Source organism: Phytobacter palmae (genome assembly GCF_039409775.1).
In the GTDB taxonomy this organism is placed as follows: domain Bacteria; phylum Pseudomonadota; class Gammaproteobacteria; order Enterobacterales; family Enterobacteriaceae; genus Phytobacter; species Phytobacter palmae.
The window spans coordinates 127963-154675 of the sequence record NZ_JBCIVJ010000012.1 but is presented as its reverse complement, the minus strand read 5'-3'; the positions used below and the strand labels follow the sequence as shown (position 1 = coordinate 154675).

The window sequence follows — 26713 nt, the reverse complement described above, 5'->3', positions numbered from 1 at the left end:
TATGAATCAGTTATACTGTGAGCCGTCACCCAAAACGGGCCCTCAATTTGAGTTGCTTTATTGTTAGCTGAGCAGGAGATGCGGATGTTAAAACGTGAAATGAACATTGCCGATTATGATGCCGAACTGTGGCAGGCTATGGAGCAGGAAAAAGTACGTCAGGAAGAACACATTGAACTGATCGCCTCCGAGAACTACACCAGCCCGCGTGTAATGCAGGCACAGGGCTCTCAGCTGACCAACAAATATGCCGAAGGTTACCCGGGTAAACGCTACTATGGCGGTTGCGAGTATGTCGATATCGTTGAACAACTGGCGATCGACCGCGCAAAAGAGCTGTTCGGCGCTGACTATGCGAACGTGCAGCCGCACTCCGGCTCTCAGGCTAACTTCGCAGTCTATACCGCGCTGCTGCAACCGGGCGATACCGTTCTGGGTATGAACCTGGCGCAGGGCGGCCACCTGACTCATGGCTCCCCGGTTAACTTCTCCGGCAAACTGTACAACATCATCCCTTACGGTATTGATGAGTCCGGTAAAATTGACTACGAAGACATGGCTAAGCAGGCCAAAGAGCACAAGCCGAAAATGATCATCGGTGGTTTCTCGGCTTATTCCGGTATCGTTGACTGGGCAAAAATGCGTGAAATCGCTGACAGCATCGGTGCTTATCTGTTCGTCGATATGGCACACGTTGCGGGTCTGATTGCCGCAGGCGTTTACCCGAACCCGGTTCCGCACGCTCACGTCGTTACCACTACCACCCACAAAACCCTGGCGGGTCCACGCGGTGGCCTGATCCTGGCGAAAGGCGGTGACGAAGATCTGTACAAAAAACTGAACTCCGCTGTCTTCCCAAGCGCTCAGGGCGGCCCACTGATGCACGTTATCGCAGCAAAAGCGGTGGCACTGAAAGAAGCGATGGAGCCAGAGTTCAAAGTTTACCAGCAGCAGGTTGCTAAAAACGCGAAAGCGATGGTGGAAGTGTTCCTGAACCGCGGCTACAAAGTGGTGTCTGGCGGTACTGAAAACCACCTGTTCCTGCTGGATCTGGTTGATAAAAACCTGACCGGTAAAGAAGCGGATGCGGCACTGGGCCGTGCTAACATCACCGTGAACAAAAACAGCGTGCCTAACGATCCTAAGAGCCCGTTTGTGACCTCCGGTATCCGTATCGGTTCTCCGGCGATTACCCGTCGCGGCTTTAAAGAAGCGGAAGCGAAAGAACTGGCTGGCTGGATGTGTGACGTTCTGGACAATATCAATGACGAAGCGGTTATCGAGCGCGTCAAAGGTAAAGTTCTGGATATCTGCGCACGCTTCCCGGTTTACGCATAACTCCTGCACATATCTAAAAATGCCCGCACTTCGCGGGCATTTTTTTGCCTTATTGCAGGGTGTAATAACCGTGAACGCCCATATAAATCCCCACCAGTGCAATCAATATGCTGGAGAAATAGGGGGCGCGCCGGGCAAGGGTATTGAATCCTGACCAGCGTTTCACTGCCTGCTGTACGCTCACTGCCGCTCCCACGCCCACCGCAACCAGGGTTAATGCCAGACCGATGCTAAAGCACACCACCATCGTAGCGCCCAGCGTGAATGCCTTAAGCTGAATACAGATCAGCAGTACGGTAATCGCCGCCGGGCAGGGGATGAGCCCCCCCGTCAGGCCAAACAGCAGAATTTGCCCGTTAGTCACCTTATTGCCGTTAAAGCGGCGCTCAATATCCCGTGCATGGGCCAGTTCGTGCGCGTCACGATACTCTTCTTGTTTCTCCACTTTCCGCGCAGAGAGGATGACTGGCTGGCGCAGACTCAGGCTCGCGGCCTGGGCTGGCTGGAAAATCAGCCCCTGTGCATGAGGGTGGGCATGATCGTGATGGTGGTCGTGATGGTGGTCATGGCCGTGATCATGGTGATGGTGATTCGCATGCCACTGTCGTTCGCCTTGCCAGGTTCGCCAGAACATCCATGCGGCTGTCCCCAGAATGATCGCCGCTGAGATCATCTGCATCCAGGGCTCTACGGCCCCGGCGGTGAACCGACGGCTGATAAACATTCCGCCCATCGCGATAAGCCAGACCACTGCCGTATGAGACAACGTGGCCGCAAGACCGAGCATAACGGCCTGTTTTACGGTGCCTTTGATCGCAATGATAAAGGCCGCCATCATCGTTTTTGAATGTCCCGGCTCAAGGCCATGTAGTGCGCCGAGCAGAATGGCGCTCGGAATGAAAAACCAGCCATTTCCCTGCTGAAAGAGGGTTGCAAAATCGGTCATGAGAATAATTCTCGCTCTTTGTTTTATTTGTTCAATCTACTCCCCCCCAGTAAAAAATACTACCCCCCAGTAGAATGAAACTCCCCCCCAGTTGTTCTGTGATATGATTTTTTCACTCAGCAGAGGCAAAAGTGAGGTCAGTATGTCGCATACCATTCGGGATAAAAAAAAGCTCAAAGCACGGGCGAGTAAGATTGAAGGACAAGTAGCGGCGCTGAAAAAGATGCTTGATGAACCGCATGAATGCGCACAGGTTTTGCAGCAAATCGCTGCTATTCGCGGGGCGGTAAACGGCCTGATGCGTGAGGTCATCAAAGGGCACTTGACCGATCATATTGTTCATGAAAATGATGAAGTCAAACGTGAAGCCGATCTTGATGTGGTGCTGAGTGTACTGGATTCTTATATTCGCTAGCGGCAGTCTGAATGACACTTCTCTCGTGTCTGTTATATAACTGTTACTTGCCAGTTTATTGATTTCCCTCCAGACTATCGCCTCATTCAGGAGGGAATCATGATTTTGCAGTCCACGCGCTGGCTGGCGCTCGCTTATTTCACCTATTTTTTTAGTTACGGTATCTTTTTGCCCTTCTGGAGTGTCTGGCTCAAAGGCACAGGTCTCACGCCGGAAACCATCGGGATCTTACTCGGCGCGGGTCTGGTAGCGCGTTTTCTCGGCAGCCTGCTTATCGCCCCGCGTGTCAGTAATCCCTCTCTGCTTATTAAAGCGCTACGCATACTTGCTTTGATCACGCTGGTGTTTGCGTTCGCCTTTTGGGCCGGAACCAATGTGGCCTGGCTGATGGTAGTGATTATCGGTTTTAACCTCTTTTTCTCGCCGCTGGTTCCCTTGACGGATGCGCTCGCCAATACCTGGCAGAAACAGTTTCCTATGGACTACGGGCGGGTACGCGTCTGGGGCTCTATCGCCTTCGTTATTGGCTCGGCGGCAACCGGAAAACTGGTTAGCGAGTTTGATTATCGTGCCGTACTGGCGATGCTGACGCTGGGGGTTGCCTCAATGCTGTTAGGGATGCTACTACGCCCGTCGATTTTGCCTCAGGGAGACACTCGCCATCAGGATGTTACAGGCTGGAAGGCATGGCGCGATCTGGTAATAAAAAGCTGGCGTTTCCTGGTTTGCGTTTCGCTACTCCAGGGTGCGCATGCGGCCTATTATGGTTTCAGCGCGATCTACTGGCAGGAAGCGGGGTATTCCGCTTCAACGGTGGGCTATCTCTGGTCGCTTGGGGTGGTCGCCGAAGTTGTTGTCTTTACGCTCAGTAACCGGTTGTTCCGTCGCTTTAGCGCCCGCGATTTGCTTTTACTGTCTGCCGTTTGTGGGCTGGTGCGCTGGGGGCTGATGGGATGGACGACCGGCCTGCCGTGGCTTATTGTCGCACAAATCCTGCACTGCGGAACCTTCACCGTCTGCCATCTGGCCGGTATGCGCTACATCGCTGCCCGCAAAGAAAATGAGATAATCCGCCTGCAGGCTGTCTATTCCGCCGTCGCAATGGGTGGAAGTATTGCGGTGATGACCATGTTCTCCGGATTCTTATTCCAGCATCTGCATCAGGGGCTGTTCTGGTTCATGGCGCTACTGGCAGTGCCTGCACTGTTTTTACGCCCTAAGGTTGCCGCTCAGCCTTAAGCTTCAAGCATTTCACGGATATGCGCCTGCTGATGACCGGTCAGCGGGCGATCTGCATGGATTAACGGCGGTGAAAAGAGGGGCAGCGGGGTAGTATACGGGGTTACTATCAGCGTAACGTCGCGCGGAGCCCCCTGTTTCTGAAAATCCTGCAGCGGCAAATATTTGATATTGAGCGGGAGCAGCGTGAGTTCACGCAGTTGCAATTCAATTTCCTGTTCGCGCTCTGGCTCATTGCCGGTAAGCAGTACAACCTGTTTTTCATGCAGATCGCTTTCCTGCATCAGCCATGCCCCGAAAATGACCGCCACCAGGCCCGCTTCCTCGTCGCTAAAACGTAGCCCGTATTCTTTTTCCACCACCAATAACGCTTCGCGGGCGGTGCGTACCAGGCGTGGATAAAGACGGAAAATCTCCTCCTGCAGGCTGTCATCAATACCAATACCGAAGAGATTGCGATCCAGCGCCTGGGCCAGGTGGACATAGAGCTGTGCCGCCAGCCCTCGTTCATCGCTGAAACGCAGCCCGGCAAGCGCGCGAAAGCGGGCAATCATATGGCCAATGGCATGTTGCAGGCGTTTATCCTGCTGTTGATTATCGTTCAGCGGATCCGGCGTGCGCAGCATCATAAACAGCAGGGAGAGAAAAGCATGTTCGTTGCCGGGCGGTAATGCGGTGACACGGCGGCGCCAGTGACGCACGATTTCATGCGCCGCTGCGTATTCTGCGCGCATTTGTGTCCATGCCTGCTGAACCGGGTTAAACTCCGGCGTAAAACCGTAGTGACTTTGCAGCAGGCAGTACTGGAGATAAAGACGCAGAAATTGAATGTCCCGGCATTCAAATGAACGCTCCAGGCGCCGGGCGCAGAGGTTAATCAGCGCGCGCAAATTGGTATCGTCATACAGCGTGCGGGCAACGCCCTGTTGCTTGAGGGCGGCTTTGAGCGCAGGCGCATAATGCTGAGTAATAAAATGGGGACACAAGCGCAGCCCACGCCGGAGCCATTGCAACAGGCATAAACGTTGGTCGAGTGCTGTGCCTTCAATCCGGTAGCTGCCGTCCTGTCGGGACGTAATATTCAGCCGATGAAAACGTTGGATCTCATGGTCGGTATCGACAATATCCTGCCGGATGACCTCTTCGTCCACGCCATTCATGGCACGTATGATTTCCGTGGTGACAGTGTGCCCTGGGAGTGCGAGCATCAAAAGCACCTGGCAGCGGCGCTGCGGACTGGAGAGCACAGATGGCGGTGTCATTTCTATTGTCATCTGTCAGGCTCCAGTAAGGTTTTTTGATAAGAATAGCTAAAGGTATGTCTGGTGAAAGCGAAGCCGCAGCCCTTTCCTTCAGGATTGCCGGAGAGCATCACAGAATTTTTCTCGTGAGGAATACATGCAAGCAGTTAAACAATGCGCTTTTGGGCTCTTTCTCGCATTTTTATCATTCAGTGCGCTGGCACATCCACACAGTTTTATCCGGATAAAAATGCAGCTCGTGGTGGATAACGGGCAGTGGACCGGGATGAATATGCGCTGGACGATGGATGAAATTACTTCCGCAGACCTGCTCTACGACGCAGGCGATGCCAAACCGGGTGAGGAAATCTGGAAAAAGCTGGCGGCGGAGGTGATGGCCAATGTGCTGGGGCAGCATTACTTCACCGAGGTCTGGCACAACGGGCAAAAAGTAAAATTTCAGAATCGACCGTTAAGCTATGGCCTTGCCAGGGAAGGGCATAAGGCGGTGCTTACATTTGTCCTGCCGCTGGCGGAACCGCAGCCGTTAAGCGGGCAGACGTATACTTTTTCTACCTATGATCCGACCTATTTTGTCGACATGAGCTATGCCAGTGAGAGTGATGCTACGTTACCGGATGCAGTGAAAAAGACATGCAAACTTACAGTTAAAACACCGAAGCCGGGGGAAGATGTGCTGAACTATGCACAATCACTGGATAAAGCGGATGCTCCGGAGGAAGACATGCAGTTGGGTAAACAATTCGCGCAGACGGTGACAGTTCAATGCCTGTGATAGTCATAACACGCCGACCGTTGCGGCGCTGGCGGCAGTGGTGGCCCCTTGCTCTCTTTATACTGCTCGTCCTGGGCGTCGCACTATGGCTCGGGCACGTCTGGCCGCAGGTGCTGCGTGAAAGTGTTAGCTGGCAGCGCGGGTTTAATCGGCAAATGAGCGCCCTGATTCAGGCCGTGGCAGAAAACCCGACGGCAGCGGGAGGCTCTCTGCTGCTGGTGAGTTTTATGTATGGTGTACTGCATGCGCTGGGGCCGGGGCATGGCAAAGTGGTCATCACCACCTGGCTTGCAACGCATCCTTCGCGTCTGAAATCCAGTATTGGGCTGACACTGGCTTCTTCCTTGCTGCAAGGACTGGTGGCGGTGACGCTGGTTTTTGTGGTCTTGAGCGTGCTGGCGCTACCGGCTCGCCAGTTACATTTAAGTAGCTTCTGGCTGGAAAAATGTAGCTACGCGCTGGTGGGAGTGCTGGGCATATTACTCTGCTGGCGTGCGGTCAATAAACTTCGTCGCCTGTTACACCAACCCACTTTTACCGCGTTTACGCCGCATCATGAGCATCATGAACACTGCGGCTGCGGGCATCAGCACCTGCCAACGGCGGAGCAGCTACAGCAGGGCGACGACTGGCGCGCGCGTTTGATGATTATTCTCTCGATGGGTATGCGGCCCTGTTCCGGCGCCATTATGGTTCTTCTGTTCAGTAAGGTGATTGGCGTTTTCGGCTGGGGAGTTGCTTCGGCGATGGCGATGGCGGCCGGGACATCATTGACTATCTCGACGCTGGCGCTACTGGTGCACAGTTTTCGTCAACTGGCGGTGAAATTGAGTGCGAATAAGGCGCCTGCATTATGGAAACAGGTTGGCTGGACCACGCTCGCCCTGGCGGGTGGGGCCATTCTTGTCACCGCATCGGTTGTAATGTGGCTTAGTGCGGAAATGATGGGAAGAGGGCTCCGCCCCTTTTGATTCGCCACAAGATGATACCGCTTGCAGCCAGGCTGCAAGCGGTTAACAGGTATTAACGCTTGAGTGCTTCGCTCAGCTCTTCGCGCATGTTCGCCAGCATCGCTTTCACGACGCGTGGGTTACCTGCAACGATGTTGCCGGTTGTCATGTAGTTATGACCACCGGTGAAATCGCACACCAGGCCGCCTGCTTCACGAACCAGCAGTTCGCCTGCCGCAAAATCCCACGGTTTGAGGGCGATTTCGAAGAAACCGTCAACGCGGCCCGCAGCCACATAGGCCAGGTCCAGCGCGGCAGAACCGGTACGACGGAAATCCGCGCACTCAGTAAACAGTTTGCCCACGATGCTGATGTAGGTTGCGGCGTGTTGCTTGGCTTTGAACGGGAAGCCGGTCGCCAGAATAGTGCCGTCCAGATCGCGCGCAGTGCTGCCACGCAGACGGTAGCCGTTCAGCTGTGCGCCCTGACCACGGGTTGCCGTGAAGAGTTCATTACGCATTGGATCGTAAACGACCGCGACTTCGGTGCGGCCTTTAATGCGCACGGCGATAGAGACGGAGAAGTGTGGCAGACGTTTGATGAAGTTGGTGGTGCCATCCAGTGGATCGATAACCCATTGAACATCCTGATCTGTGCCTTCATGCTCACCGCTTTCTTCGGTGATAATGGTGTGTTGCGGGTAAGATTTGCGGATAGTGTCGATAATCACTGCTTCTGCAGCTTTATCTACGTTGGTCACGAAATCGTTACTGCCTTTCTGGCTCGCTTCTACAGCGTCCGGGGTTTCATAGTTTTTGGCAATTACATTACCCGCCTTGCGCGCAGCACGCACGGCGATGGTCAGCATCGGATGCATCGGTTTCTCTCACTGGATGTTAAAGAACGGAAAACGGCGCGTATGATAGCAGCGAATTCGGATTATGTCTTCGCTTTATGATAATATGAGCGAATATTCTTTAGCCGTTGAAAAAATATGCTGCAAAATATTCGAATTGTACTGGTTGAAACCTCTCACACCGGCAACATGGGCTCTGTCGCCCGCGCAATGAAAACGATGGGCTTGACCAACCTGTGGCTGGTAAACCCGCTGGTAAAACCTGACTCGCAGGCAATCGCACTTGCCGCAGGTGCCAGCGATGTGATTGGCAATGCGCAAATTGTCGATACCCTTGATGAAGCGCTGGCAGGCTGTAGCCTCGTCGTTGGTACCAGCGCCCGCTCACGTACGCTGCCGTGGCCGATGCTCGACCCGCGTGAGTGTGGCTTAAAAAGCGTTGCCGAGGCACAGCATGCACCGGTCGCGCTGGTATTTGGTCGCGAACGCGTCGGCCTGACTAATGATGAATTACAGAAATGTCATTATCACGTCGCCATTGCGGCCAACCCGGAGTACAGCTCGCTGAACCTGGCGATGGCGGTTCAGGTGATCGCTTACGAAGTCCGCATGGCGTGGCTGGCAAGCCAGGATAATGGCAACACGGAAGAACATGAAGAGACGCCGTATCCGCTGGTTGACGATCTGGAGCGTTTCTATGGCCATCTGGAAAAGACGCTGCTCTCCACCGGGTTTATCCGTGAAAGTCACCCGGGCCAGGTGATGAATAAGCTTCGCCGTCTCTTTACGCGTGCGCGTCCGGAAAGCCAGGAACTGAATATCCTGCGTGGAATTCTGGCCTCAATTGAGCAGAAAACGCAGGAAAAACAGTAGAGTTACTGCATTTTCCCTTGCGGGTATCTCAACTGTGGAAGGGGGCGCACATTGCCCCTTAGCAAAACGGCACATAAAGCCAAATACCTGACTAAAACAGTCAAGTAAATAGTTGACCAATTTAGTCAGGAATGTCAGACTTGCCCCTGCTATGCGACATTATTTTAAATTTTAATAAAAACCCCGGGCAGGGGCGAGTCTGAGGCTAAGTTAAGACATGAGACTGACATCTAAAGGGCGTTATGCCGTGACCGCAATGCTGGACGTTGCGCTCAACTCCGAAACGGGCCCGGTACCGTTGGCTGATATTTCCGAACGTCAGGGAATCTCCCTCTCTTATCTGGAACAACTGTTCTCTCGCTTGCGCAAAAATGGCCTCGTTGCCAGCGTGCGTGGCCCGGGCGGCGGTTATCTGCTGGGTAAAGATGCGAGCAGTATCGCTGTTGGTGAAGTGATCAGCGCCGTTGACGAATCGGTTGATGCAACCCGTTGCCAGGGTAAAAGCGGCTGCCAGGGCGGCGACAAATGCCTGACCCATGCGCTGTGGCGTGACCTGAGCGATCGTCTGACCGGTTTCCTGAACAACATCACCCTGGGTGAGTTGGTCAATAACCAGGAAATCCTTGATGTGTCCGATCGTCAGCATACGCACGAATCCCATCGCACGACCCGCGGACAGGACGCTATCGACGTCAAGCTGCGCGCTTAATACAAAAATACGCAAGATCAATCGGGTTGCCTCAAGGTGACCCGAAACCGAAAGATGAAGCGTTAAAAGAATTCAGAATCAGGCCGGGGTGCTCGTCACCCCGTGTAAACGGTCGTACATCCAGCCGGTAGCCTGATTCATTGCATTGAGTGATGTACGGAGTTTATAGAGCAATGAAATTACCGATCTATCTCGATTACTCCGCAACTACGCCGGTGGATCCGCGTGTTGCTGAGAAAATGATGCAGTGTCTGACTCTGGACGGGACTTTTGGTAACCCAGCTTCCCGCTCTCACCGTTTTGGCTGGCAGGCTGAAGAGGCGGTTGATATCGCCCGTAATCAGATTGCTGAGCTGGTTGGTGCCGATCCGCGTGAAATTGTTTTCACCTCTGGCGCGACCGAATCCGATAACCTGGCGATCAAAGGTGCGGCCAACTTCTATCAGAAAAAAGGCAAGCACATCATCACCAGCAAAACCGAACACAAAGCCGTGCTGGACACCTGCCGTCAGCTCGAGCGTGAAGGTTTCGAAGTGACCTATCTGGCGCCTCAGCGCAACGGTATCATCGACCTCAAAGAGCTCGAAGCAGCCATGCGTGACGACACCATCCTCGTCTCAATTATGCACGTGAACAACGAAATCGGTGTGGTACAGGATATCGCGACTATCGGCGAAATGTGCCGTGCTCGTGGCATTATCTACCACGTTGATGCGACCCAGAGCGTGGGCAAGCTGCCTATCGATCTGAGCCAGTTGAAAGTGGATCTGATGTCCTTCTCCGGCCACAAAATCTATGGCCCGAAAGGGATTGGCGCGCTGTATGTGCGTCGTAAACCACGTATCCGCATCGAAGCACAGATGCACGGCGGCGGTCATGAGCGCGGCATGCGTTCCGGTACCCTGCCTGTTCACCAGATCGTGGGCATGGGCGAAGCTTACCGCATTGCTAAAGAAGAGATGGAAACCGAGATGGCGCGTCTGCGCGGTCTGCGTAACCGTCTGTGGGACGGCGTAAAAGATATGGAAGAGGTCTACCTGAACGGCGATCTTGACCAGGGCGCGCCGAACATCCTCAACGTCAGCTTTAACTACGTTGAAGGCGAGTCGCTGATCATGGCGCTCAAAGACCTGGCGGTCTCCTCTGGTTCTGCCTGTACCTCTGCGAGCCTGGAGCCATCTTACGTATTGCGTGCGCTGGGTATGACTGACGAGCTGGCACACAGCTCTATTCGTTTCTCTTTAGGTCGTTTCACTACCGAAGAAGAGATTGACTACGCCATCAAGCTGGTTCGCAACTCCATTGGCCGTCTGCGCGAACTTTCTCCTCTGTGGGAAATGTTTAAACAGGGCGTGGATTTGAACACCATTGAATGGTCACATCACTAATCGGTAGCGGAATCAGGAGAACAGAACATGGCTTACAGCGAAAAAGTAATCGATCATTATGAGAATCCGCGCAACGTGGGTTCTTTCGACAACAGCGACGAGAGCGTAGGCAGCGGCATGGTGGGTGCACCGGCCTGTGGCGACGTGATGAAGTTGCAGATCAAAGTCAACAATGAGGGTATCATTGAAGACGCGCGCTTCAAAACCTACGGTTGCGGTTCGGCAATCGCTTCCAGCTCGCTGGTTACCGAGTGGGTGAAGGGCAAATCCCTGGACGAAGCGCAGGCAATTAAAAACACTGATATTGCCGAAGAGCTGGAATTACCGCCGGTAAAAATCCACTGCTCTATTCTGGCGGAAGATGCGATTAAGGCCGCGATTGCGGACTACAAAAGTAAACGTGAAGCAAAATAATTGAGGGCATTGTATGTCGATTACCCTGAGCGACAGTGCTGCAACGCGAGTGAATAACTTTTTGGCCAACCGCGGTAAAGGGTTTGGCCTGCGTCTGGGGGTCAGAACCTCTGGTTGTTCTGGCATGGCCTACGTACTGGAATTTGTTGACGAACCCTCGGCGGAAGACACCGTGTTCGAAGATAAAGGTGTGAAGGTCGTTATCGACGGCAAGAGCCTGCAATTCCTTGATGGCACGCAACTGGATTTCGTTAAAGAAGGCCTGAACGAAGGGTTTAAATTCACCAACCCGAACGTCAAAGACGAGTGCGGTTGCGGCGAAAGCTTTAACGTGTAATTGCATTTCACCGATAAGCCCCACCATAGAAAAGACTCGCATCCTTCGCGCTGAGTTAGCGTGAAGGACGAAGAGTATGACTGTGCGTGGGGTTTGTTTTAGCAGGCTATTCCGAGATTGTTATGGATTACTTCACTCTCTTTGGGTTATCCGCCCACTATCAGATTGACATTCAGGCGCTGGCGTCCCGCTATCAGGATCTGCAGCGGCAATACCATCCGGATAAATTCGCCAGCGGAACCCAGGCAGAACAACTGGCTGCGCTGCAGCAATCTGCAACTATCAATCAGGCATGGCAGACGCTGCGTAATCCGCTGAACCGCGCGGAGTATCTCCTTTCCCTTCACGGATTCGATCTCGCCAGCGAACAGCACACGGTGCGCGATACCGCTTTTCTGATGGAACAACTGGAACTGCGCGAAGAGCTCGATGAGATTGAACAGGCACAGGATCAGGCGCGTCTGGAAAGCTTTAGCAAACGCGTGAAAGGTATGTTTGATTCCCGCTATCAGCAACTGATTGAACAACTGAATACTGAAACGTGGGATGTCGCGGCGGATACCGTGCGTAAACTGCGTTTTCTCGATAAACTGCGCAGCTCAACAGAACAACTCGAAGAAAAACTGCTCGGTTTTTAATTTTTCTGGAAGCACAAGATGGCCTTATTACAAATTAGTGAGCCTGGTTTGAGTGCCGCGCCGCATCAGCGTCGTCTGGCGGCAGGCATCGATTTAGGCACCACCAATTCACTGGTTGCTACTGTACGCAGCGGCCAGGCTGAGACCCTTGCTGATACTGCCGGGCGTCATCTGTTACCTTCGGTTGTGCACTACTCTGCTACCGAACATACCGTGGGTTATGACGCGAGAGCCAACGCCGCACAGGATCCGGTTAATACCATCAGTTCCGTAAAACGTATGATGGGCCGTGCGCTGAGCGATATTCAGGCACGTTACCCGCATCTGCCCTATCAATTGCAGGCAAGCGAAAACGGCCTGCCAATGATCGCCACCAGCGCGGGGCTGATTAACCCGATCCGCGTCTCTGCCGATATCCTGAAATCCCTTGCGCTGCGCGCGCAGGAGTCTCTTTCCGGCGAGTTGGACGGAGTGGTTATCACCGTTCCGGCTTATTTTGATGATGCACAGCGTCAGGGCACAAAAGATGCCGCGCGCCTGGCCGGCCTGCATGTTCTGCGTTTGCTTAACGAACCGACCGCAGCGGCGATTGCCTATGGCCTGGACTCCGGGAAAGAGGGTGTGATTGCCGTTTACGATCTGGGCGGCGGTACCTTTGATATTTCTATTCTGCGCTTAAGCCGTGGGGTGTTTGAAGTGCTGGCCACGGGCGGTGATTCCGCGCTGGGCGGCGATGACTTTGATCATCTGCTGGCAGATTTTATCCGCGAACAGGCGAACCTGCCTGAGCATGGCGACAACCGTCTGCAGCGTGAACTGCTGGATGCCGCCATTGCTGCAAAAATTGCACTGAGCGATGCGTCCTCCGTCACCGTTGAGGTGGCTGGCTGGCAGGGCACAGTGACCCGCGAACAGTTCGAGGCGCTAATTTCAACGCTGATCAAACGTACCTTGCTTTCGTGCCGTCGCGCGCTGAAAGATGCGGGCGTTGAGCCGAACGAAGTACTGGAAGTGGTCATGGTGGGCGGCTCCACGCGCGTTCCACTGGTACGTGAGCAAGTGGGCGAATTTTTTGGCCGTAAGCCGCTGACCTCCATCGATCCGGATAAAGTCGTCGCTATTGGCGCGGCAATCCAGGCCGATATTCTGGTGGGCAACAAGCCCGACAGCGACATGCTGCTGCTGGATGTGATTCCGCTTTCGCTTGGTCTGGAAACCATGGGCGGGCTGGTGGAGAAAGTTATCCCGCGTAATACCACCATTCCGGTGACGCGTGCGCAGGAGTTCACCACCTTCAAAGATGGTCAAACGGCCATGTCCATCCACGTGATGCAGGGCGAACGTGAACTGGTGCAGGATTGCCGTTCTCTGGCCCGTTTCGCACTCCGTGGTATTCCGGCGATGCCGGCAGGTGGTGCGCATATCCGTGTTACCTTTCAGGTGGATGCGGACGGTTTGCTCAGCGTAACGGCAATGGAGAAATCCACCGGCGTTGAAGCGGCTATTCAGGTGAAGCCGTCCTACGGCCTGACCGACAACGAAATCGCCACCATGATTAAAGATTCCATGAGTTTCGCTGAGCAGGACGTGAAAGCACGTATGCTGGCCGAACAGAAAGTGGAAGCTGCCCGCGTACTGGAAAGCCTGAACGGTGCGCTGGCGACAGATGCCGCGCTGTTAAGCGCCGCAGAGCGGACGGTTATCGACGAGGCTATCGCGCAGTTAAGCGCGGTTGCTCATGGCGATGATACTGACGCCATAGAACAAGCCATTAAAAATCTAGACAAACAAACCCAGGAATTCGCCGCGCGCCGCATGGATCAGTCCGTGCGCACCGCGTTAAAAGGCCATTCCGTCGACGAGGTTTAACATGCCAAAGATCGTTTTTCTGCCTCATCAGGACCTCTGTCCCGATGGCGCAGTTCTGGAAGCCAATAGCGGCGAGACCATTCTTGATGTAGCCCTGCGTGGCGGTATTGAGATTGAACACGCCTGTGAGAAATCCTGCGCCTGCACCACCTGCCACTGTGTCGTGCGTGAAGGGTTTGATTCGTTGCCGGAAAGCAGCGAAGACGAAGACGACATGCTGGATAAAGCCTGGGGTCTGGAGCCGGAAAGTCGCCTGGGTTGCCAGGCGCGTGTCACCGATGAAGATTTGGTCGTGGAGATCCCGCGTTACACTATCAACCACGCCCGGGAGCATTAATATGGCACTGAAATGGACCGACAGTCGCGAGATCGGCGAGGCGCTGTATGACGCTAACCCGGATCTTGATCCAAAAACTGTCCGCTTCACCGATATGCACCAGTGGATTTGCGATCTGGAAGATTTTGATGACGATCCGAACGCATCGAACGAAAAGATTCTCGAAGCAATTCTGCTAGTCTGGTTAGATGAAGCATCTTGATATCGACGGGCTGCCTTCTGGCGGCCCGTTTTCATATCCCAAGCGCTAAAGGACAAAACAATGACAACAGAAGCGATGAAAATCACGCTGACGACCCAGAGCGCGGACGCTCGTTGGGGCGAAAAAGCGCTCTACAGCATTAATAACGACGGCATCACCCTGCACCTGACCGGTAAAGATGACACTGGCTTAATCCAGCGCGCCGCGCGCAAAATCGATGGCATGGGCATAAAGCATGTCGCGCTGAGCGGCGAAGGCTGGGACGCGGATCGGAGCTGGGCATTCTGGGCCGGTTACAAAGGGCCAAAAGGAACGCGTAAAATTGAGTGGGCGACCTTATCCGGGGCCGATCAAAAAGAGCTGGACAGCCGTCTGAAAACCATCGACTGGGTGCGTGACATCATCAATGCGCCGGCAGAAGATCTGGGTCCGGAACAACTGGCGCAACGCGCTGTGGATCTGCTTGATGATGTAGGTGGCGAGGCAGTCTCCTACCGTATCGTCAAAGGTGAAGATCTGCGAGAAAAAGGTTACATGGGCATTCACACTGTCGGGCGCGGTTCTGAACGTCCGCCGGTACTGCTGTCGCTGGATTTTAACCCGACGGGCGATGCAGAAGCCCCAATCTATGCCTGTCTTGTCGGTAAAGGTATCACTTTCGATTCCGGCGGTTATAGCCTTAAGCAGACCGCGTTTATGGATTCGATGAAATCCGATATGGGCGGCGCGGCGCTGGTGACCGGTGCTCTGGCGTTTGCCATTACGCGCGGTCTGAATAAGCGTGTGAAACTTTACCTGTGCTGCGCAGATAACATGGTCAGCGGCAACGCCTTCAAGCTGGGCGATATCATCCGCTACCGTAACGGCAAAACCGTGGAAGTGATGAACACCGATGCGGAAGGACGTCTGGTGCTGGCAGATGGTCTGATCAACGCCTCCGCACAGAAACCGCAGTTTATCATTGATGCCGCGACCCTGACGGGGGCTGCGAAAACAGCGTTGGGTAATGACTATCATGCGCTGTTTAGCTTTGATGACAAACTTGCGAACCGTTTACTGGCAAGCGCTGCGGCGGAAAACGAGCCGTTCTGGCGTTTACCGCTGGCGGAATTCCACCGTAATCAGTTGCCGTCGAACTTTGCCGAGCTGAATAACACCGCGGGTGCGGCATTCCCGGCCGGGGCCAGTACGGCCGCAGGTTTCCTGTCACACTTTTTGGAAAATTATCAGCAGGGCTGGCTGCATATCGACTGCTCTGCGACCTATCGTAAAGCGGCGGTGGAGCAGTGGGCGGCGGGTGCGACAGGCCTTGGCGTGCGTGCCATTGCGAATCTGTTGACCGCGAAGTAATTTTCCCCTCCACCTGACCCTCTCTCCAAAGAGGAGAGGGGACCGTCCGGTGCAGGCCGTTTCCCCTATCCCGGAGGATGGGGGACAGGGCGGGGGCATCAAACAGCTTAAACGAACAGAAAATTTATGTCTCATTCAGACCACGATCACGACCATCATCACGAGCCAGAAACCCTCGACAGCCTGCTGGAAAAAGCGGCGACCGAGCCGGCTTATCGCCCGGCGTTTTTTCGCAAACTGCTGGAGTCCACCGTTTGGGTGCCAGGCAGCGCTGCCGAAGATGAAGCCATCGTTGAAGACAGCGTGCTGGATCTACAGCACTGGGAAAAAGACGACGGCCAGTCGGTGATTCCCTTTTTTACCTCTCTTGAGGCTCTGCAGCAGGCGGTGGAAACCGAGCAAGCGTTTGTGGTGATGCCTGCGCGAACGCTATTTGAAATGACGTCCGGGGAGACGCTGTTTCTCAATGCAAAGCTACCGACTGGCAAAGAGCTCACGCCGCGTGAAATCAGCCATCTGCTGGGTAAAGATGACAGCCCATTAAGCCAGCAGGAAGTACTGGAAGGTGGTATGTCGCTGCTGCTGTCCGAAGTGGCAGAACCGCCCGCGCAAATGATCGATTCGCTGACCAAATTGTTCTCGACCTTCAACCATGTGAAATGTGCATACCTTTGCTCAATCAAAGAGAAACATGATGCCCGGCCGAATCTGCTGATTGGTATTGAAGCAGAAGGCGATATTGAGAGTGTGATTGAGGCGGCAGGCAGCGTGGCTGTAGATACCTTACCGGGCGATGAGCCGGTGGATATTTGCCAGGTAGTAAAAGGGGAGTCCGGGGTTAGCCATTTTATGATTGCCCACATTACTCCTTTCTATGAGCGCCGCTGGGGCAGTTTCCTGCGTGATCTGAAGAACAACCGCATTATCTGAGACGTCGACGGGTTTAGCCCGTCGCTTCCAGCAGCAGTAAATCCATCAGTAACACCAGATTCGACTCAAACGACGTTACCCCGGCCGCCTCGGCGGCAAAATGCACGGCTTCGTCATACAGCGCAAAATGCAAGTCCGCCAGATTTGCCAGTGTATTCGCTGAGGCGCGAGTAAATGCGATAACCGTCATGCCAACATTGTGCGCAATACGCGCTTTATCCAGAACCTGTTCCGTTTCGCCACTACGTGAGACAGCGATAAAGACCTGGTAACGCGCCGCGTTGCTGAGGAAGATATTGCGGCTGTCGCCGGGGCCGGAAATAAATGCCGTTTTGCCCAGCACCTGCAATTTTTTCGTCAGGTATTCGGCAAACAGATACGAAAACCCGGCGCCATAAAGGAAAAAACTCTCTTTCTCACGCAGCAAGGTGACGAACTGTCGGCGTTTTTCCTCGGTCACCCACTGAAACGTCTGCTGGTAGTTCGCCATAAACTGCTGAAAAAGTGCGGGCAGGGTGTTGCCATTCCCCGTCACCTGCTCCGGGATATGAGGGGTATCAGCCAGAAGTTGTTTGCAGTGCCAGATGAATTCGCTGTAACCGCTAAACCCCAGTTTCTGGCATAGCCGCATGATCGTAGCAGTAGAGACAAATGTTGCCGTCGCCAGATCGCGCACGGTGATGTTGCCCACCAGCAACGGGTGATCCGTGAGGTGGGCGAGCACCCGGTATTCGGCGCGGGTAAGCGACTCCCCACGCGACAAAAGTGGCGCTAAACGGTTATCCATTTACGCAGGTTCAATCGGCAAATCGTCGCGCGCGCCCCATTCACTCCATGAACCATCGTATAACTTCACGTTATTTGCGCCGAGCGTGGTCAAAGCCAGAATGACAACAGCGGCGGTGACACCTGAGCCGCAGCTGGCAATAATCGGCTCCTGCAAATTAACCCCCTGACGTCTGAAGATGGCTTCGAGTTCGTCCGTCGTTTTCAGCTCACCGTTAACGACCAGATCGCCCCACGGCACATTCAACGCGCCGGGAATATGGCCACGTTTCAGGCCTGCACGCGGCTCATCCGCTTCGGCGTTAAAACGGGCTGCCGGGCGGGCATCCACAAGCTGTGCTGTACGCTCGTGGCTGGCCAGCAGCACATCGGTCAGACGCTTAACCACTGACGGGTCAAATTTCACTTCAAAATCAGACTGTGGTAAGTCGGCATCACCCTGCTCAAGCGGCAATTCATCGCGCTGCCAGCCTGCCAGTCCACCTGCCAGAATTGAAACATGTTCGACACCGAAATTACGCAGCATCCACCAGGCGCGCGGGGCGGAGAAGAGATTGCCCTCGTCATAGACCACCAGATGTTTGTCGTGGCTGACACCCAGCTCGCGCATGGCGACGGCAAACGCTTCCGGGCGCGGTAACATGTGCGGCAGCGAAGTGGTATGGTCAGAAAGGGCTTCGATATCAAAAAATACCGCTCCGGGGATGTGTCCGGCGCGGTATTCCGCCGTCATATCGCGGGTGTGTTCCTGTCCTGCAGGGGCCATCCGCGCATCAATGACCTGAACCTCTGGATCATCAGCATGTTCAATCAGCCAGTCGGCTGAGACAAAAAAAGAGGTAGACATGGTTGCCTCCGTGTCATCAACAATAAACTGAATTGTTAACGTTTTTTCCTGCCCCGACAAGCAACCATCGCAAAAGGCGCGAGTAACCTCGTTATTTTTTTAGCGCACGGCCGTTTTCCCAGGCTTTTTGCAGCGCGGGCCAGTATTCGCGATTCGCTGCGATCATCTCATCAAGAATCGCTTTGGCGTGTTGCATGGTGGGCACTGTACGGTTGAGCGTAAAGGCCTGCAGGGCTTTTTCGTAACTGCCTTCAATGGTGGCTTCCACCAGCAGTTGCTCCGAGGCGAGTTGCTGCATCAATAATGTCTGATGAAACAACGGCACCGCTCCCATGCGCACGGGCTCGGGCCCGCTTGCCGTGATGTAAGCCGGTACTTCTACCATCGCATCGTAGGGGAGATTAGCAATCGCCCCTTTATTTTCGACGATCACCAGATGGCGCTGGCGTAAATCAAAGGCCAGCGAGCAGGCGACATCGACGATAAACGCGCCGTGAACCCCGACATGGAACGCATCCGGTAAAATACCGGTACGCTGGTACTCCTGGGCTGCGGCAAACAGTTTTTTCTCCCTGCCGTTCATCACCTCATTGGCGCGGGTATAGTTCGGATCCTGATGCTCCACGATCTCGTTGGGCATCAGGTAGTACTGCAGATAGGGGTTCGGCAGATATTCCGGAAAATGATCCATCAACGGTTTAATATTGCGCCATGTCTTCACCCACGACGGATCCGAATGTTGCGGATCGGTCTGTGCGGCATCTTCGGTCAGCAGACCAAAGCGAGCGATGTGCTCACGCAGTTGAGGCAGTCTGTCTTCGCCATCAACAAGCACCCGGGTAAACCAGCCAAAATGGTTCAGGCCGAAGTAGTCCACTTCCAGTTTGTGGCGATCAACGCCGAGGATAGCTCCCATATTACGCATCGCCGCTACTGGCATATCGCAAATATTGAGTACGCGGGCATCCGGACGCAGGCGACGTACCCCTTCGGCAACAATGGCCGCCGGGTTGGAGTAATTTACAATCCAGGCGCGTTTATCCGCGTAGCGTTCCACCAGATCAATAAGTTCAACCATGGGCAGAATGGTACGCAAACCGTACGCCAGGCCACCAGGCCCACAGGTTTCCTGACCCACCACGCCATGGCGTAGCGGGATCTTTTCATCCTGTTCACGCATTTTGTACTGGCCGACACGCATCTGAGCGAAGACAAAATGGGCGCCGCTAAAGGCCGTTTGCGGATCGCTGGTGACGGTAAATTTGATGTTCTGGCTGTGGTCACGAATCACCTTTTCCACTACCGGCGCGATGGTGCTCTGGCGGGCTTCGTCAATGTCGTAGAGGCGAATTTCTGCCAGAGGGAAATCCTCCAGACGCACCATCAGGCTTTTAACAATACCTGGCGTATAAGTGCTGCCGCCACCGGCGATAGAGAGAATAAATGGGGGTTTCAACATCTTTAGTCTCCTTTAGAGAAACGCCTCAACGGCTTCTCGCATTTTTTTGACATGCAGCCCGTAGACCACCTGAACGTTATTGCCTTGTTTGATGACCGCTTTCGCGCCTGTCGCTTTCAGACGAGGTTCATCAATGGTGGCGACATCTTTCACCGTGACGCGCAGACGGGTATAGCAGTTGTCTACCACCTCGATGTTGCCGCGTCCGCCAAGCCCTTCAATGATCGCCTCGCCAAGTCCATCGTTGTTACCTTTGGCCTGGTAATCCTGTTTGCTGTAAAGACGTGTCTCTTCGTCTTCGGCTTCCCGGCCAGGCGTCTTCATATCGAAACGCAAAATCAGGAAACGGAAGATAATGAAATAGAGCGCGAACATGATGAGGCCGACCACGATGTACATTGGCCAGTTCGATTTCTCAGTACCGAGCGGCAGGTTGTAGAGAATGAAATCAATGATGCCGTTTGCGCCGATCGCATGGACGTCAAAGAGGGAGAAAAGCATCATGCCGATACCGGTCAGCACCGCATGTACCACGAACAGCAGTGGTGCGACGAACAGGAAAGAAAACTCGATAGGCTCGGTCACCCCAACCAGAAGCGAGGTCAGCGCTGCGGGGATAAGAATCGCTTTCGCCGCTGCTTTGCGTTCTGGCTTCGCGGTTAAATACATAGCCAGTGCCGCCGCGGGTAGGCCGTACATTTTACTGATGCCGCGCGCATCCCATACCACCGTACTACTGAGTTGTTTCACATCGGGACAGGCCATCTCGGCAAAGTAGATATTGCGTGCGCCCTGGTACATTGAGCCGCATACCTCCTGAGTACCGCCCAGCTCGGTATATAAAAATGGCGTGTAGACCAGATGATGCAGGCCGGTGGGCACAAGGATGCGTTCCAGGAAGCCATAAATTGCCACGCCGAATGGCCCGGCGCCTTTAATGCCCATCGCCAGTGTGCTGATGCCATGCTGGGCGAAAGGCCACAGCTCGCTCATGATAACGCCCAGTACCATAGAGACAGGCAGCATGATGATCGCCACAAAACAGTGCCCGGAATAGATAGCCATTGCCCCGGAAAACTGTACGCCGGAATATTTGTTGTACACATATCCCGATAGCGCGCCGGTGAGGATCCCGGCGAAGACCCCCATCTCCAGCACCTGCACACCCAGCACCATGCTCTGGCCTGCCGCTTTCATCTGATCTGCCGCTGCCAGTCCGCCCTGCATTTGCAAGGTGACATTCATGGCATTGATAAAAACGATAAAGGTGACCAGGCCTATCAGGGCGGCATAGCCCTTATCTCGTGCAGCGAGGCCTACGGGGATGCCGACAGCGAACACCAGCGCCAGATTTGCCAGCACCGAGACGGCGGATTTTGCAATCAGTTGCCCGGTGTGTTGAACCAGCGGGTGACCGAGGAACGGCAAGTACTCTGCCAGGTTACCGTTGCCAAGAATATTTCCGAAGGCGATAAACAAGCCGACAATCGGCAAAATCAGCACCGGACCAAAGAGGGACTTACCGAAATTTTGTAGGGCGTTAACGGCTCTGCTCATAACGTTCTCTCTTATATGAACCGCAAAAATAGGTGAAGATGCAGTAACGTTAGCAGGTACACATAAAAATAAGCCATCTATCTTGTTGTTTTAAAAACAAATGACCTGAAAGGTAACATGTGACGTTACGACCTGTGATCGCGGTAACATGCCCGATCGAACCGGCTAAACATAGCGAAGCGCATTCCAGATTCCGGGAGGGTGTTTGTAATCGGCAAAGTCACGCATAATACTTACGCTTAACGAATTAACAGGCTTTGTGGGCCAGGGATAAAGGATGAAACTGAAACGTTCGGCGGCGATAGCGATCGCCTTCTTAAGTGCGTTCATATTGGCAGGCTGTGATAACAACGATAAACCTCAGCAAGCGCAGGCCGCTCCGGCCGCAGCGCCAGCCGCGAGTCAAACCCCAACCGCGACAAAACCGGATGGTGAAAAACTCAAACAACTGGCGGCGAGCAGTGAAGGTAAGCCGTTAACGCTGGTTGATGCCTCCGAGGTCCAGCTTGAGGGCGCGGCTGCCCTGGTGTTGACCTTCTCCGTTCCGCTCGACCCGGATCAAAACTTTGCCCAGACTGTCCATGTGGTGGATAAAAAGAATGGCAAAGTAGATGGAGCATGGGAACTCTCCACAAACCTGAAAGAGCTTCGCCTGCGTCACCTTGAACCCAACCGCGAACTGCTGGTATCTGTTGACCGTGGGCTGGTGGCGCTCAATAAAGCCACTTTTGGCATTGATTACGAAAAGGCGATTACCACCCGTGATATTCAGCCTACTGTTGGTTTCGCCAGCCGGGGTTCTTTATTACCAGGAAAAGTGGTGGAAGGGCTGCCGGTAATGGCGCTTAACGTCAATAACGTGGATGTGAATTTCTACCGCGTGAAGCCGGAATCGCTGGCAGCCTTTGTCAGCCAGTGGGAATACCGTAATGCGCTGACGAACTGGGAGTCAGACAATTTGCTGAAAATGGCCGATCTGGTTTACACCGGTCGGTTTGACCTCAACCCGGCACGTAACACCCGAGAAAAACTCCTGCTTCCGCTGGGAGAAATCAAACCCCTGCAGCAGGCCGGAGTCTATATCGCCGTTATGAACCAGGCGGGGCACTATAGCTATAGCAATGCCGCCACCCTCTTTACGCTGAGTAATATTGGTCTGTCCGCCCACCGTTACCATAATCGGCTGGACGTTTTCACTCAGGGCCTCGAAAACGGTGCGGCGCAATCGGGCGTCGACGTTGTGCTACTGAACGAGAAAGGCCAGACGCTGGCGCAGGCGACCAGTGATGCGCAGGGGCATGCCACGCTGACCACGGACAAAGAGGCGGCGCTGATTCTGGCGCGTAAAGACGGCGAGACAACATTGCTCGACTTGCAACTTCCCGCCCTCGATCTGGCTGAATTTGCGATTGCCGGGGATCCGGGTTACAGCAAGCAATTCTTCATGTTTGGGCCGCGCGATCTCTATCGTCCGGGCGAAACGGTTATCTTAAATGCTCTGCTGCGTGACAGCGATGGTAAACCGCTTGCTGATCAACCCGTGAAACTTGAAGTGGTTAAACCGGATGGTCAGGTGATGCGTACCGTGGTGAGCCAGCCGACAAACGGTCTGTACCATTTCACCTACGCTCTTGATGCCAGCGCGCAAACCGGCACATGGTCTATTCGCGCCAATACCGGCGATAACCAGCTACGTAACTGGTCTTTCCATGTGGAAGACTTTATGCCAGAGCGCATGGCGCTGAATCTGACTCCACAACCGACACCGCTTAAAGCCGATGAGGATGTGGATTTCAACGTCGTTGGCTATTACCTGTACGGTGCGCCCGCTAATGGCAACACTCTGCAGGGCCAGCTCTGGCTGCGACCTTTACGTGAAGCGGTGAAAGCGCTGCCAGGTTTTCAGTTTGGCGATATTGCCGATGAAACTCTGACGCGTACTCTGGATGAAGTGCATCTGACGCTGGATGAAAAAGGTCATGGTCAGGTTACCGCCCCCAGCCAGTGGCAGGAAACGCACTCCCCGTTACAGGTCATTTTGCAGGCAAGCCTGCTTGAATCGGGCGGTCGTCCGGTCACGCGTCGTGCTGAACAGGCGGTCTGGCCTGCACCCGTACTGCCGGGTATTCGCCCGCAGTTTGCCTCAAAAGCGGTTTACGATTACCGCACCGATACCACTGTCAACCAGCCCATTGTTGATGAAAATGGCAATGCCGGTTTTGACATTGTGTATGCCGATGCGCAGGGGGTGAAAAAAGCGGTTTCTGGCCTGCAGGTCCGACTGATTCGTGAACGTCGCGACTACTACTGGAACTGGTCGGAAAGTGAAGGCTGGCAGTCGCAATTCGATCAAAAAGATCTGGTGGAGAACGAGCAGACGCTGGATCTCGCTGCTGACGAAACCGGGAAAATTACCGTGCCGGTCGAGTGGGGTTCGTATCGCCTGGAAGTCAAAGCGCCTGATGAAAGCGTCAGTAGCGTACGTTTCTGGGCAGGTTACAGCTGGCAGGATAACAGCGACGGAACCGGGGCCGCTCGCCCTGACCGCGTCACTATGAAGCTGGATAAACCCGCTTATCAGCCGGGCGATACCATCAAGTTGCACATTACGGCTCCTGCTGCGGGTAAAGGCTACGCCATGATCGAGTCCAGCGAAGGGCCGTTGTGGTGGCAGGAAATTGATGTGCCTGCAACGGGGCTCGATCTCGCCATTCCGGTGGATCAGAAATGGCGTCGCCACGACCTCTACCTGAGTACGCTGGTGGTGCGCCCGGGGGATAAGTCAAAATCGGCAACGCCGAAACGTGCCGTGGGCTTGCTCCATCTGCCGATGGGTGACGAAAATCGCCGCCTCTCCGTAGCACTGGAAACTCCGCAAAAAATGCGCCCCAACCAGCCGCTGACGGTCAAGGTGAAAGCCAGCCTGAAAAACGGCACTGTGCCAAAACAGGTTAACGTGTTGGTCTCCGCAGTGGATAGCGGGGTACTGAATATCACAGATTATGTCACGCCAGATCCGTGGGAAGCCTTCTTCGGGCAAAAACGTTATGGCGCCGATATCTATGACATTTATGGTCAGGTGATTGAAGGGCAGGGGCGTCTTGCTGCGTTACGTTTCGGTGGTGATGGCGACGAACTCAACCGCGGCGGCAAGCCACCGGTTAATCATGTCACGATCATCGCCCAGCAGGCGCAGCCGGTAACGCTCGATGACAATGGTGAAGGAACGGTCACGCTACCTGTCGGCGACTTTAACGGTGAACTGCGCGTGATGGCGCAGGCCTGGACGGCGGAAGACTTCGGTAACAGTGAAAGCAAAGTGATTGTGGCAGCGCCGGTTATTACGGAGCTCAATACGCCACGCTTCCTGGCCGGTGGCGATACCAGTCGCCTGACGCTCGATATTACTAACCTCACCGATAAGCCACAAACGCTGAATATTGCGCTGACGGCAAAAGGTCTACTGGCACTGGAGAGTGAGCAGCCGAAGCCGGTGAACGTGGCGGCAGGGGCGCGGATGACGGTATTTATTCCGGTACGCGCGCTGGATGGTTATGGCGATGGCGAAGTGACGGCTTCTGTTTCAGGCCTGACGTTGCCGGGAGAAACCTTCGCGACGCAGAATAAATCGTGGAAAATCGGTGTGCGTCCGGCTTACCCGGCACAGACCATCAGCGGCGATGTCATGCTCTATCCCCATGAGAGCTGGAATGCACCGGCTGAACATACGAAACGTATTTCGCCTGTGGCCCTGCAGGGACAGTTGTTGCTGAGCGGACGTCCTTCGCTCAACATCTCCCGCTACATTCAGGAACTGAAAGCCTACCCGTACGGATGCCTTGAGCAGACGGCAAGCGGCCTGTTCCCGTCGTTGTATACCAATGCCGCCCAGCTTAAGGCGATGGGTATCAAGGGTGACAGCGATGAACAGCGCCGTGCGGCAGTGGAGATCGGTATCTCGCGTTTACTGCAAATGCAGCGTGACGACGGTGGCTTCTCGTTATGGGATAAAAACGGGCCGGAAGAGTACTGGTTGTCCGCTTATGTGACTGACTTCCTGGTGCGCGCCTCTGAGCAGGGTTATAGCGTGCCGGTAGAGGCACTGAATAATGCCAATAGCCGCCTGCTGCGTTACTTGCAGGACCCATCGGTGATGGCAGTGCGTTACAGCGACGATGTACAAGCGACCAAATTTGCGGCGCAAAGCTATGCGGCACTGGTGCTTGCACGTCAGCAAAAAGCGCCTCTCGGTGCGCTGCGTGAACTGTGGCAGCGTCATGATCAGGCGAAAGCCGGTTTGCCACTGCTGCAACTGGGGATCGCACTCAAGCTCATGGGCGATGCACCGCGTAGTGAACAGGCACTGGCGCTGGCGTTAACCACACCGCGCGCGAAAGCGCAGCGCTGGATGGCGGACTACGGTAGCGATCTGCGTGATAACGCGCTGATGCTGTCGCTGCTGGAAGAAAACTCGCTATTGCCGGATGCGCAGAATAAGCTGCTGACCACCTTATCTGAACAGGCATACGGCCAACGCTGGCTTTCCACGCAGGAAAGCAATGCGCTCTATCTGGCAGGACGTCATTTGCAGGACCTGCCCGGCATCTGGCAGGCACAGACCTCGTTGACCAGTGAAGAGATTAAGGGCGATAAACCGCAAACACGTGAACTCAATGCGGACCAGATGACGGCATTGACGGTGACTAACACCGGGGAAAGCCCGATGTGGTTGCGTCTCGACAGTACAGGGTATCCGGAGTACACCCCGGCACCGGCCAGTAATGTACTGAATATCGAACGGCAGATCCTCGGTACTGACGGGCAGACAAAATCGCTGGCCTCGCTGAAAAGCGGCGAGCTGGTGTTGGTCTGGCTTGAAGTGCGCGCCAGCCACAACGTGCCAGATGCGCTGGTGGTTGACCTTCTGCCAGCCGGACTGGAACTGGAAAACCAGAATCTGGCCAGCAGTAGTGCGAGCCTGCAGGATAGCGGCAGCGAAGTGCAGGAACTTCTTAACCGTATGCAGCAGGCCGATATTGCCCATATGGAATTCCGCGATGATCGCTTTGTCGCAGCTGTCTCCGTTAGCGAAGGGCAGCCAGTAACGCTGGTTTACCTTGCGCGTGCGGTAACGCCGGGAACCTATCAACTGCCGATGCCGCAGGTGGAATCTATGTATGTGCCGCAGTGGCGGGCCACAGGGGCCGCAAGCGGTCCGTTGATCGTTCGCCCATAG

The 26713-nt window shown here is 54.5% G+C and carries 24 protein-coding genes; 17 read left to right on the top strand and 7 right to left on the bottom strand.

From position 1 onward, the window contains the following. The first annotated feature begins 84 nt into the window (after positions 1–84). Positions 85–1338: a serine hydroxymethyltransferase gene (glyA, locus tag AAIG39_RS15885; protein WP_343194246.1), complete on the top strand. Its 1254-nt coding sequence runs from the start codon at positions 85–87 to the stop codon at positions 1336–1338. Positions 1339–1387: 49 nt separating this feature from the next. Here glyA and AAIG39_RS15880 read toward each other — a convergent pair whose 3' ends face one another. Next, positions 1388–2284 carry a nickel/cobalt efflux protein RcnA gene (locus AAIG39_RS15880; RefSeq protein ID WP_343194245.1) on the bottom strand — a complete coding sequence of 299 codons (897 nt, stop codon included), beginning with the start codon at positions 2282–2284 and terminating at the stop codon, positions 1388–1390. A 142-nt stretch (positions 2285–2426) separates the two neighbouring features. On the opposite strand from AAIG39_RS15880, the gene rcnR reads away from it, so the two are divergent. After that, positions 2427–2699, top strand: coding sequence for a Ni(II)/Co(II)-binding transcriptional repressor RcnR (rcnR, locus tag AAIG39_RS15875; protein WP_047369263.1), 273 nt, complete (start codon positions 2427–2429; stop codon positions 2697–2699). Between the two features lie 99 nt (positions 2700–2798). Next, entirely contained in the window at positions 2799–3938 is a 1140-nt protein-coding gene (locus tag AAIG39_RS15870) for a 3-phenylpropionate MFS transporter (protein ID WP_343194244.1), read from the top strand. Here the strand turns inward: AAIG39_RS15870 and csiE are convergent. Then, the gene (gene csiE, locus AAIG39_RS15865) at positions 3935–5212 is read right to left on the bottom strand and encodes a stationary phase inducible protein CsiE (protein WP_090086132.1); all 1278 of its coding nucleotides are present in this window, start codon (positions 5210–5212) and stop codon (positions 3935–3937) included. The genes AAIG39_RS15870 and csiE overlap by 4 nt on opposite strands. Before the next feature lie 124 nt (positions 5213–5336). Here csiE and AAIG39_RS15860 point away from each other — a divergent pair, with 124 nt between their 5' ends. Together AAIG39_RS15860 and AAIG39_RS15855 are read left to right on the top strand one after the other, a co-directional pair. Next, complete coding sequence (locus tag AAIG39_RS15860; RefSeq protein WP_090086134.1) at positions 5337–5975, top strand: DUF1007 family protein; 639 nt, start codon at positions 5337–5339, stop codon at positions 5973–5975. Then, positions 5966–6946: a nickel/cobalt transporter gene (locus tag AAIG39_RS15855; RefSeq protein WP_343194243.1), complete on the top strand. Its 981-nt coding sequence runs from the start codon at positions 5966–5968 to the stop codon at positions 6944–6946. Before AAIG39_RS15860 ends, AAIG39_RS15855 begins: the two co-directional genes overlap by 10 nt. A 52-nt stretch (positions 6947–6998) precedes the next feature. On the opposite strand, the gene suhB is transcribed toward AAIG39_RS15855, so the two are convergent. Then, positions 6999–7802: an inositol-1-monophosphatase gene (gene suhB / locus AAIG39_RS15850; RefSeq protein ID WP_343194242.1), complete on the bottom strand. Its 804-nt coding sequence runs from the start codon at positions 7800–7802 to the stop codon at positions 6999–7001. A gap of 117 nt (positions 7803–7919) precedes the next feature. Here suhB and trmJ point away from each other — a divergent pair, with 117 nt between their 5' ends. The 11 genes from trmJ (at position 7920) to sseB (ending at position 16828) form a co-directional block, all read left to right on the top strand. Then, positions 7920–8654, top strand: a complete 735-nt coding sequence (gene trmJ, locus AAIG39_RS15845; RefSeq protein WP_090086138.1) for a tRNA (cytosine(32)/uridine(32)-2'-O)-methyltransferase TrmJ — start codon at positions 7920–7922, stop codon at positions 8652–8654. A 217-nt stretch (positions 8655–8871) separates the two neighbouring features. Beyond that, positions 8872–9363 (top strand): Fe-S cluster assembly transcriptional regulator IscR, encoded by a 492-nt coding sequence (gene iscR, locus AAIG39_RS15840; protein ID WP_090086140.1) that lies wholly within the window; start codon positions 8872–8874, stop codon positions 9361–9363. Between the two features lie 173 nt (positions 9364–9536). Next, positions 9537–10751, top strand: a complete 1215-nt coding sequence (iscS, locus tag AAIG39_RS15835) for a cysteine desulfurase (protein ID WP_090086142.1) — start codon at positions 9537–9539, stop codon at positions 10749–10751. A gap of 27 nt (positions 10752–10778) precedes the next feature. Beyond that, positions 10779–11165, top strand: coding sequence for a Fe-S cluster assembly scaffold IscU (iscU, locus tag AAIG39_RS15830; RefSeq protein ID WP_003860661.1), 387 nt, complete (start codon positions 10779–10781; stop codon positions 11163–11165). 13 nt (positions 11166–11178) lie between these two features. After that, positions 11179–11502, top strand: a complete 324-nt coding sequence (iscA, locus tag AAIG39_RS15825) for an iron-sulfur cluster assembly protein IscA (protein ID WP_039079654.1) — start codon at positions 11179–11181, stop codon at positions 11500–11502. A gap of 122 nt (positions 11503–11624) precedes the next feature. Beyond that, positions 11625–12140: a co-chaperone HscB gene (gene hscB, locus AAIG39_RS15820; protein WP_090086394.1), complete on the top strand. Its 516-nt coding sequence runs from the start codon at positions 11625–11627 to the stop codon at positions 12138–12140. Between the two features lie 18 nt (positions 12141–12158). Continuing rightward, positions 12159–14009: a Fe-S protein assembly chaperone HscA gene (gene hscA / locus AAIG39_RS15815; protein ID WP_343194240.1), complete on the top strand. Its 1851-nt coding sequence runs from the start codon at positions 12159–12161 to the stop codon at positions 14007–14009. A gap of 1 nt (position 14010) precedes the next feature. Continuing rightward, positions 14011–14346 carry an ISC system 2Fe-2S type ferredoxin gene (gene fdx, locus AAIG39_RS15810; protein ID WP_090086145.1) on the top strand — a complete coding sequence of 112 codons (336 nt, stop codon included), beginning with the start codon at positions 14011–14013 and terminating at the stop codon, positions 14344–14346. A gap of 1 nt (position 14347) precedes the next feature. Beyond that, positions 14348–14548, top strand: coding sequence for a Fe-S cluster assembly protein IscX (iscX, locus tag AAIG39_RS15805; RefSeq protein ID WP_090086147.1), 201 nt, complete (start codon positions 14348–14350; stop codon positions 14546–14548). A gap of 60 nt (positions 14549–14608) precedes the next feature. Continuing rightward, positions 14609–15898, top strand: a complete 1290-nt coding sequence (gene pepB, locus AAIG39_RS15800; RefSeq protein WP_343194239.1) for an aminopeptidase PepB — start codon at positions 14609–14611, stop codon at positions 15896–15898. A 126-nt stretch (positions 15899–16024) separates the two neighbouring features. After that, positions 16025–16828 (top strand): enhanced serine sensitivity protein SseB, encoded by an 804-nt coding sequence (gene sseB, locus AAIG39_RS15795; protein WP_090086150.1) that lies wholly within the window; start codon positions 16025–16027, stop codon positions 16826–16828. A 13-nt stretch (positions 16829–16841) separates the two neighbouring features. Here the strand turns inward: sseB and AAIG39_RS15790 are convergent, their stop codons facing one another. The 4 genes from AAIG39_RS15790 to AAIG39_RS15775 all read right to left on the bottom strand — a co-directional run bounded on the left by AAIG39_RS15790 (position 16842) and on the right by AAIG39_RS15775 (position 21477). Further along, positions 16842–17615: a MurR/RpiR family transcriptional regulator gene (locus AAIG39_RS15790; RefSeq protein ID WP_090086153.1), complete on the bottom strand. Its 774-nt coding sequence runs from the start codon at positions 17613–17615 to the stop codon at positions 16842–16844. Continuing rightward, positions 17616–18461 (bottom strand): 3-mercaptopyruvate sulfurtransferase, encoded by an 846-nt coding sequence (gene sseA / locus AAIG39_RS15785; RefSeq protein WP_249569601.1) that lies wholly within the window; start codon positions 18459–18461, stop codon positions 17616–17618. It lies immediately after the preceding gene. Positions 18462–18552: 91 nt separating this feature from the next. Beyond that, complete coding sequence (locus tag AAIG39_RS15780) at positions 18553–19920, bottom strand: 6-phospho-alpha-glucosidase (protein WP_090086156.1); 1368 nt, start codon at positions 19918–19920, stop codon at positions 18553–18555. Positions 19921–19932: 12 nt separating this feature from the next. Then, positions 19933–21477: a PTS transporter subunit EIIC gene (locus AAIG39_RS15775; RefSeq protein WP_090086158.1), complete on the bottom strand. Its 1545-nt coding sequence runs from the start codon at positions 21475–21477 to the stop codon at positions 19933–19935. 277 nt (positions 21478–21754) lie between these two features. On the opposite strand from AAIG39_RS15775, the gene AAIG39_RS15770 reads away from it, so the two are divergent. Beyond that, on the top strand, positions 21755–26713 hold the full coding sequence (locus tag AAIG39_RS15770; RefSeq protein ID WP_343194238.1) for an alpha-2-macroglobulin family protein: 4959 nt from the start codon (positions 21755–21757) through the stop codon (positions 26711–26713).